Annotated in this window: 3 protein-coding genes; all 3 read right to left on the reverse strand. The window is 37.9% G+C overall.

Annotated elements, in window-relative coordinates:
- Positions 1-1,109: nSTAND1 domain-containing NTPase (locus ACZFYI_RS12695; RefSeq protein WP_462524504.1), on the reverse strand; the 1,109-nt coding region annotated here is incomplete at its 3' end.
- Between the two features lies 1 nt (position 1,110).
- Positions 1,111-5,163 (reverse strand): ATP-binding protein, encoded by a 4,053-nt coding sequence (locus tag ACZFYI_RS12700; protein WP_462524505.1) that lies wholly within the window; start codon positions 5,161-5,163, stop codon positions 1,111-1,113.
- A 5-nt stretch (positions 5,164-5,168) separates the two neighbouring features.
- Positions 5,169-7,304, reverse strand: a complete 2,136-nt coding sequence (locus tag ACZFYI_RS12705) for an adenylate/guanylate cyclase domain-containing protein (protein ID WP_462524506.1) — start codon at positions 7,302-7,304, stop codon at positions 5,169-5,171.
- Between the last annotated feature and the right edge of the window lie 22 nt (positions 7,305-7,326).

Genomic DNA, 7,326 nt, shown 5'->3' on the forward strand with positions numbered 1-7,326 from the left:
GATTCTTGCTGGGTAATGGGATTTTCAGGATTTGTCTTATTGTAATATTCCCATGCATTTTCATATAAAATGCTGGCATGGATTTCAATGACCTTGCTTAGGCCTGTCTGATGATAATATACCCGCTGATGTTCAGGCAACGTCTTGAACCATTGCAGGAAAATTCTTTGATCATTTTCCGGCAATTCAATAGCAGCAATCCCCCCGACTTTTGCATAATGAATGAGATCCATTTCCTCAGACCCACTATCCGCAGCTAACCAGATCTGAGTCAAAGCATGCTGCAAAATAGGGAGTTGATCCAAGCCTTCTGACAGGTCATATACCAATCGTTCAATCAACCTTTGGGAAATCCTGTTTCCACTCAATATCGCAGGTTCCTCAACTACCTGTTTTAAATCTTTTCGTTTTAATCGAGGCACGAAAAACTGTGAAAAACCGATATATTCAGGAAGTCCTCTGAATGCAGAACACTGCCCAATGTAATCTGAACGCATGGTACAGACCACATACACGGGTATGTTCTTTTTGAGGGCAATGCGTGCGGTTTCCAAAATCAGATTCACGACAATCTGCGAGTCCTGTGAAGGGGCTTCCTTGTAGAAGTTTTCGGGATTGGTAAAAAATTCCTCAAACTGATCCACAATGATCATTAAATTGGCAGCCTTTCTCTTTCTGTTTCTTTTTCCTGTTTCGTCTAAATCCTGCCACTTTTCATCCTGCTCATCTATATAAAAATCGGAATTGGTATATAAATCAATGAGGGATGAAAATCCTCTTCTCAATTCTGTTTCAACCGTTGAATCTAGAATGTTGAATTTATCTGCAATAGCTGAGGCCATGTTCTTGACAGGACTACGCTCCGGACGGAAGTCGGCTACTACCCAATTGGTGTATTTCGCTTTGAAAAAGCCTGCCCGGGCATTGGGAATCAACCCTGCATAAATCAAAGATGACTTTCCTTCACCTGAGGCCCCGGTTACCATCAAGAATTTATTCTGCTCCAACAAGGCAGTAAGCTGATCTATCTGATGATCACGGCCTTTAAAATAAATGCTTTCATCCTCAGTAAATGACCTTAAACCGGTATATGGACATATATTATTCATATCAGCTGCTTTCATCAAGGTAAATAATCCATTTGGTAACATTCCAAAGATAATTTTCCTGGAATTCAGACCATTTATCGTCTAACTCTCCTTTGCCCTCTGCATATCCATATAATATTTCGCTCAACAAAATAGCTTGGTCTCCATCAGAAATATTTTCAGGAAAACGGCTTTTAGCCTCATATAAGTAAAAATGAAAACCCAAAGAGCGTACAATAAATTGATTAGCAAGAATTTTCAGCTGTAAATTTTTTATAATTCTAAAAGACTCCTCCAGATTTTCTTTCGGGTCATAAAGGGTATTGGCGTAAGCAAGTTGTATTCTATGTGGTTGGCCTGTGGTAACAATTCCGGTTCTGTCAAACTCAACTCTGGCAGAGTCCAAAAGCCTTTTTGCCATTTCTGGATTTGTTTTTTTGTAGAGGAGGTCTTTTGCTGCGTAGGCATAAATTGAAGACCTATTGATGGCTTTGTTGAATGGTTTTATCAATCTAAAGATCTCGTCAAAACTCTCGGAATTTGCCAAACCTTCAGTCGCTGTTGCTATCAATCTTAATACATAATTATTTACCTGGTTTCCATATTCCTTGGTACGAAGATTATTTAATAAAATATCAGGGTTTATTTTTTGATAATAGGCATGAATTACTTCTTCTTCATTTCTTTGATATGCCCTTTCACCTAAAAATAAGTACAATAAATTCAGATCCACCTGCGCAATATTCTCTCTTTTGGACAGTTCTATGTCCAATTTTTGAAATACATCAGAACGGACTGGTTTAACCACAAAGCCATTAGGTGCCCAAACTTTTGATTTATAATTCTGTAACCATATAGAAATAAAATCAAGCTCAGCCTTACTAGGATAAAAGAACTCCATTAGCTGATTGTCCAATAAATGCTCGATAAAAACATCAGAAAAATAAAAGAAAAAGAATACCCTTGGTTCCAAAGGAGCAAAGCTAAGTCTTATATCAGGGTAAATGAATAAAAATTTACGGGGAAGGATCAAATCATCCGTTGCCGCAACTCCTATAAATGTAGTGGGTTCCTCAAGGAAAGAAGGAGCAATTGTCCGATAATATTCAACAGATTTGTCTAATAATTGATTAACAGTAAGCTCTCCCGGATTGGGATCTTCATAATTGATGTTTTTTAGAATTCCTTCATTTTTATAGGAAAGCGCGATCAAAAAATTCCTTTGGTCAGGAACCTGGATATCCCGTATCACCACTTCCCTATATTTGGAAAAGAAAAACCCAATTTGAGCCCTATCACTGAATTGTAGGTTTAGATTTTGCGTTTCATCCATAAATGGAAATAAATGAAGATTGCTGATGGTGGTAACAGATTTTAACATCCGGCCTAAAACTCGGATATAAAATTCTTCGGAAGAAATATTCTTTCTCTGGGTATAGCCATTCACAAAATGATCCAAAGCCTTTTCATGACCAAATTTGTAAAATACAGCAGCTATATTGGCTGCATTATCCGCACCCGCAGCGTAATCCCCTTGGTAATTATTTTGGGAATTGGCCAATAAAACATCCATACAATCCAACACCTTTTCACTATTGCCTTGTGAGGCATACAAATAGGCTAATTGCTGATAAAGCCCATTGAATTTAAAGCCATATTCACCATTTCCTCTTTGAAGTAGCTTATCCTCATCAAAATTCACTTTAATCCAATCCGATTTAGTTTCCTTTTCAAATGGGGACAGTATTTGAATAAGTTCACTGGTTTGTTCTTGATTAAAAACCGAATAGTTCACGGCATGTTCCAGCGCCAGGGTGAAATTTTTGATATCACTGAAATCTGCAGGACGGGTTTGGAGAATATGAAAAATTATTTCCCCTGACCGCTTTGCATTTTCCATTTTCCAAATATTGATTTGAGGATCAGGATTATAATAATAAGCCAGTTCCAGAGTCGCACGCAGAAAATTCAATTGCTTCAAAATGGCAGATAATGCAGAAGATGAATTATTGAATTGGCCATACTCAGATGCTACACTGTCCGCAAGGGCCAAACTTCTGAAAATCTCTTTTTTTGGCTCGTCTCTACCCTGAAACACCAACATTGTAGCAATTCCTGTTGAAATATTGATTTTTTCGATTGGGTCGGGAATGGCATTGATCACCTCATCTATACTGGTAAGGTCAAGCTTCATTTGCTCCGCTATGAGATATATTCTATCCTCAAATGCCACTTTCGGACTATTGACCAATTTTATTGACTCTGCCTTAATGGAATTTAAAATATATGAATTCTGTTGTCTCAAATATTGCCTAATCGCAAATGAACTGAATACCAAAAATGCAATCATGGCAACTGCTATCCCTATTCTTTTTGCTCCATACCGCATTACCGTTCTGGTCACCACATGTTTCTTGGCACTTTTGGACAAGAATTCCTCTGAATTTTTTAGGATATTTTTTGCTTTGGATAATTTCTTGTCCTGATCGAATTCCTCAGGAAGATATCTGGAAACCCAATGGATATTTGGGTTTAGGTTATTGATCCAATTTTCAAAATAGGTCAAAGGCCCAATTGACATCAAAAAAGAATTCGATTTTCCGCTATCTACCCAGCGGTTCAGCTGTTGCTCATAATCCAGATAAACAGTGTAATTGTCATATTCCTCCTCCGCCCAGTTTTTGAGATAATCCCAATTACGGATCAAACTTTCATGGGTAATGTCAAGTACATCATTTTCATCTAAGGTACGGCTTCCCGGGTCATCGGAAATAAATGGCCTGATAAAAGTATTGCCCGGTTCCCGGAAAATATTCAATACCGCCCCGACTTCAATTGTACCGAATTCCTTCCTACCCAATATATTGGTGATTTCTTGTAGGGTCATTCGGTTTCTTACCGCACGGCTTTGGTCAATTTTGGTCAGGCAGGAAAAGGTATTTTTGACAATTGCTTTTGTATCCTCGTTGGAAATATCCTTACCTGTATTTTCAATATAGTAAGCCCTTGCCTGCTCAAATAGCTTATTGGTATGGGTATCAAGGACATTCTGTAGGCTCGGTGCATGATAACAGGCTTTGATATTTTCAGGCAGATCATCAAACCATTTTTTAAATTTCAATACCTGATCTTCCGGCAGTTCGGATACCGACATTCCCCCGACCATGGCATAATGAATCAGATCCATTTCTTCTGTCCCATTATTGGCCGCATGCCATATCTGATTGAGTGCATGCTGAAGAATTGGAAGCTGATCTACACCCTCTGTCAGGTCATGGATCAGCCTTTCAGTCAGCCTTCTTGTAATTTGATTTCCACTTAGGACAGCCGGTTCTTCGATTACCAATTGCAGTTGGGCCCTATTAAGCCTGGGAACAAAAAACTGGGAAAAACCAATATATTCCGGCAATCCACGAAAAGCAGCACATTGTCCGATAAAGTCTGACCTCATGGTAAAAATAACATAGATGGGCAGTCCTTCCTCCAATGCTATCTTGGAGGTTTCCAGTAATAAATTTAAAACCAGATTGGCTTCTTTTGAAGGAACTCCTTTATCGTAGTTTTCAGGATTGGTAAAAAATTCTTCAAACTGATCAACAAGAATGATCAGATTGGCTGCTTTTCTCTTAATAATTGCTCTTTTTCGTTCGTCTGCTGCTTCCCACTCACGTGTATCTTCATCAAGAAACCTATCAGAATTCTTATATAAATCTACTATTGCAGAGAAACCATGCTTCAATTCCGATTCAACAGTGACCTCGTTTTGAATTTCAAGCTGAGTGGCTATTGATCTGCACAGGTTTTTGAATGGGGATCTTTCAGGTCGAAAATCAGCAACACACCATTGGGTATATTTCGATTTAAGAAAACCTGCCCTGGCATTGGGAATGATACCCGCATAGACTAGTGATGATTTGCCATCACCCGAAGCACCTGTCAGCATCAAAAACTTATTCCGCTGCAATTGTGCTGTAGCAGCATCAATATCATCTTCCCTACCTTTAAAGTATAAAGATTCCTCTTCTGTAAAAGAGCGCAGTCCCGTATAGGGGCATATTTGATAGTCTTCAAACATACCCGTTATTTGAGATTGACAACAGTGGTATAAACTTTTTTGACTTCTGCCGGTACTTCCTCCTTGGGAACAATGGTAGAAACCACCTTAGGAGCTTTAAAAATCCTGGCAAAATTACTTCTTGGATCATCTTCCCCAATAAAAAACAAAGGTGTGGGGGAAGATGCCCCGCCTACCTCTTTCCAGATTTGTTTGATGAATGGCAAAGCCCAATCTGCAGCATATTTGAAATAAACCACGGCAAGTTTACTTTTTGGAATCTGTTGCGAAGAAACTTCCCTATATTGATCTTCACCATCGGGCATGATATTCATGATTTCGATAGGGTATTCCAAACTCAACCTATCCGTAATTTCTTTCGCTTCCAACTCATCCTGTTGGTTGAAAATGAAAAAGATGTCTGTATCCTTGGAATCAAAAATTTCCACTTCTTCCTTCATCATAACAACCCTAATATCATCTACCAATTGCATAGGACCGGCACTATTGGAAAACATCATATTTTTGGTGATGTTGTTCCTTATATATTTTATGAATTCTTGTTGGGCTGGTTTTATAGTTTCAGAAGCCTCCGGATGCACCCAAATAAATGAATTGAATTCAGAATCTGTACCATCAATTATCTTTTTTGCTTCCAGAAACTGGAATTGCGGAAAAGAGATATTTTCCTCTGATTCGAAACGTCTGCCAAACTCTCCACTCAAAATATGGAGTGAGCAAACACATTGTTTGATAGCTTCAATGGTTTTTGCCTTAAATACCTCATCATCTGCCGGACAATCTATGTTAGGAAGTACATTGAATCCGGCTTTTTGGAGGATAATCGCCATCTCTTCTCTTTTCTCCTTTAAATCATTTGATGTCCAAGCCAAGAATATATTTGGCCTGGAACGGTCTATCATTTGGACTTTCAAGGAAGAGGACAAAGAAGTAGATACCACATTGGGTACTATTTTGGTAGCGGTAGGCGAAAAAGCAGTATAGCCAAACGAGTTTTCTTTTTGAAAAAGCTTGGCTCCTGAAATTATATCCTTGATGGCGTTGGCTAATTTATTGATCTGATTTCGGTACATGGGCCTATTTGGATTTCCAAGTTTATCGTCATCTATAGGCAACAGAGGACGATTGACACCATCTTCTCTAAAAATAAAATCAATGGAACGTAAACCACCTGAAAGTTCTGATTCAAGTAGTTTGATATCTTCCATATCTATATCATGAATTTTTACAGGGATTACCCTTGAGGCAACATTATCATTCAATAGCTTAATGGTTCTCCCTATTTTCTCGTTAAGTACACCGTTCAGGAATCCTTTGAATTCATTTTTCCAAACAAGTGAATTAACATCGCAATAGGTTTGTGAAATAATTGGAATGAAAATCAAAGATTTAATTTTTGATGAAACAGATCCATCTTCCTGTAAAAACTTTTTCTTTTCATCTTCCGGATTAATGTCGAAATAAATTGAAAGTTTATCCTTACAGGTAGCGCTTAGTTCCTGTTTTAGCTTTGTAACTAGTTCTGAAACCCAACCATCATATTTATTGTCATTAAACCTGAAACTGATATGGATATCATAATCATATTCAGGAATAATGGATGACTTCTCTATGGCTGTTGTTTGATTACTACTTGAAATAGATGATGCAGACAGTATTCTATAGACCTTAACAGGTTCTTTGACATTTTTAAGGTTTTCAATTTTGAAAAATTCTGACCTGATATCATTTTTATTGGTGAGGTCTCTTTGAACAGATTCGGAAACAAATATACTCTCCGGTGCTGCCAATGCCTGTATTCTTGCTGCAATATTGACTACATCTCCAAAAACATCCTCATCTTCAAAAATAACTTCCCCTTGATGAATTCCTATTCGAAGTTTATAGACATTGGCATCACTGCATAGCTGCTGGATTTTTATGGCAGCATATACAGCATTACTCACTGAGGGAAAACTTGCCATCACTCCATCTCCCAGTTCTTTGATAAACTTACCCCCAAATTCATCAATAATAGGTTTATGTATTCCCCTGTTTTTCCTTAATAATTCAAAGGCTTTTTGTTCATCATTACCCATCAATGTCGTATATCCGACAATATCAGTGAACATAATCGCTGCAAGTTGGCGTATTTGTGACATTTAATTATTCTAAGATAAAATG

It is taken from the genome of Aquiflexum sp., from assembly GCF_977115555.1.